Origin of the sequence: Limnofasciculus baicalensis BBK-W-15 (genome assembly GCF_024178385.1) — a bacterium.
Taxonomy (GTDB): Bacteria; Cyanobacteriota; Cyanobacteriia; order Cyanobacteriales; family Coleofasciculaceae; genus Limnofasciculus; species Limnofasciculus baicalensis.
Window position 1 is genome coordinate 1 of the sequence record NZ_JAMZMM010000622.1, and the last position, 2,118, is coordinate 2,118.

General features: G+C 40.5%; 2 protein-coding genes. Both read left to right on the top strand.

Going from position 1 to position 2,118, the window contains the following annotated elements; genetic code table 11:
* Window positions 1-73: 73 nt before the first annotated feature.
* Window positions 74-1,243: a 5-(carboxyamino)imidazole ribonucleotide synthase gene (locus NJ959_RS28860; RefSeq protein ID WP_254015202.1), complete on the top strand. Its 1,170-nt coding sequence runs from the start codon at window positions 74-76 to the stop codon at window positions 1,241-1,243.
* Window positions 1,244-1,331: 88 nt separating this feature from the next.
* Window positions 1,332-1,943 carry a Uma2 family endonuclease gene (locus NJ959_RS28865; protein ID WP_254015203.1) on the top strand — a complete coding sequence of 204 codons (612 nt, stop codon included), beginning with the start codon at window positions 1,332-1,334 and terminating at the stop codon, window positions 1,941-1,943.
* Window positions 1,944-2,118: the final 175 nt, after the last annotated feature.

Genomic DNA, 2,118 nt, shown 5'->3' on the forward strand with positions numbered 1-2,118 from the left:
CTAATAACTAATAACCAACAACCAACAACCAACAACTAATAACCAACAACCAACAACAAACAACCAACAACAAATGACATTGGATATTGCTTTGAAACGAATTGGCATTATTGGTGGAGGACAACTCGCGTGGATGATGGGTAATCCAGCCCATAAATTAGGAATTGAACTCGTCATTCAAACACCCAATCCCACAGATCCAGCAGTTACTATTGCTACTGATACTATTTTAGCTCCAATTGACGATCCTGTAGCCACAGCTAAGTTAGCAAGTTACTGCGATATTATTACATTTGAGAATGAATTCATTAACCTAGAAGCCTTGAAGGAATTAGCAGAAAAAAGTATCTGCTTTCGCCCCAGACTAGAAGCTTTAGCACCACTATTAGATAAATACGATCAACGTTTATATCTAGAAAAAATTGGCATACCTCAACCCCAGTTTACGACATGGGCAGGAGAAACAATTAATAGTGGATTATCTAGCGAGGAAAAAAGTCTGAATGAATTAAAATTTCCGATCGTAATCAAAGCACGACGTAACGGATATGACGGGCAAGGAACCTTTATTATTAAAGATCGAGATAGTTTAGAAAAAACCTGGCAAAAGCTAGGAAAAAACCCCGTTTTATTAGAAGAATTTATTCCCTTTGAGCGAGAGTTAGCCGTAGTAGCGGCTCGTGGGTTGACAGGAGAAGTGGTAGTCTACCCAGTAGTCGAAACACAACAGGAAGAACAAGTTTGCCGCCGAGTATTAGTCCCCGCAGAAATTAGTCCAGAATTAGTAGTAGAAATTAACGCGATCGCAAATACCATTCTCACCAGTCTGGAAGTGGTAGGTATTTTTGGAATTGAACTATTTCTCACCACCAACGGCAAAGTATTGGTGAACGAAGTATCACCTCGCACCCACAATTCCGGACATTTTACCATTGATGCTTGCGAAACATCTCAGTTTGAAAACCACTTACGCAGTGTCGCCGGATTACCATTAGGAAATACTGCTCTTAATTGTCAGGGGGCAGTGATGGTAAATCTATTAGGTTACGAAACCTCCCAAAACGACTATATAGAGAAACGACAAAAACTAGCGAATTTGCCAGAAACATTTGTCCATTGGTACGGGAAAACCGAATCTCGTCGCGGCAGAAAATTAGGTCACGTTACAGTAAGATGTGACTCCCAACTCAGAAGTGAATTAAATGCGATCGCCAAAAATATCGAATCTATTTGGTACAGTTAAAATAGACTGGGATAGCTTCTACAGAATAACCCTGGATTCGCGCTCTATGTCATAATAGTTTCAAATCCAATTATTCAGGAGGCGTGATATGATTGCCCAAACTAGCCCGCCAAACCTTACTTCAGATACGACAACCACTCGCCTTACCCCAGACGAGTATCGGGCGATTGAAGAAACCGCCGAGGAGCGCCATGAATACTGCAACGGAGAGATAATTACTATGCCCGGAGGTTCCCCCGCCCACAGCCGTATTGCTGTAGATATGACTACCTTTCTCAACCTGAATCTCCGAGACACCAACTTTCAAACTTATAATGGGGATTTGCGAATCTGGATTCCCAGCTTCAATCACGGCACTTATGCCGATGTTTTCGTAATCGATGGTGAACCAGAATTCCATGGCGAGCGCACTGATGAAATTCTCAATCCTCTACTAATTGTTGAAGTATTATCTCCCTCTACTGAAGCCTACGATAGAGGTGAAAAGTTCAGAAAATATCGCTCTCTTCCCAGTTTTCGTGAATATCTGATTGTCAGCCAAATTGAACCCTATGTTGAGCAATATCATAACCTCGATCCCAACAGCAACGATCGCTGGGAATGGCAAGTTTGCGATAGTATTGATGGCTCAATTGTTCTCCATAGTTTAAATAATTTGGAACTTCCTCTGTCTGAAATCTATCGTCGGATTAATTTTTAATGGCGATGCCTATGGCGAGGGAAGCTATTGCAGTAATTTGTTGGTTTGGGCTAAACTGTAATGAGATCAATCTCATTGAGTAATTGCATAGATAATAGTCATTTTTTCGACAAAATCACGTTCTTTTGATTTTAAATATTCATCTCTTTTTAAAATAAAATTATCTATTTCATCT

Excerpts from the sequence above, each read along its gene's own strand:
- NJ959_RS28860 (WP_254015202.1), top strand. The coding sequence starts at position 74 with ATGACATTGGATATTGCTTTGAAACGAATTGGCATTATTGGTGGAGGA.
- NJ959_RS28865 (WP_254015203.1), top strand. The coding sequence starts at position 1,332 with ATGATTGCCCAAACTAGCCCGCCAAACCTTACTTCAGATACGACAACC.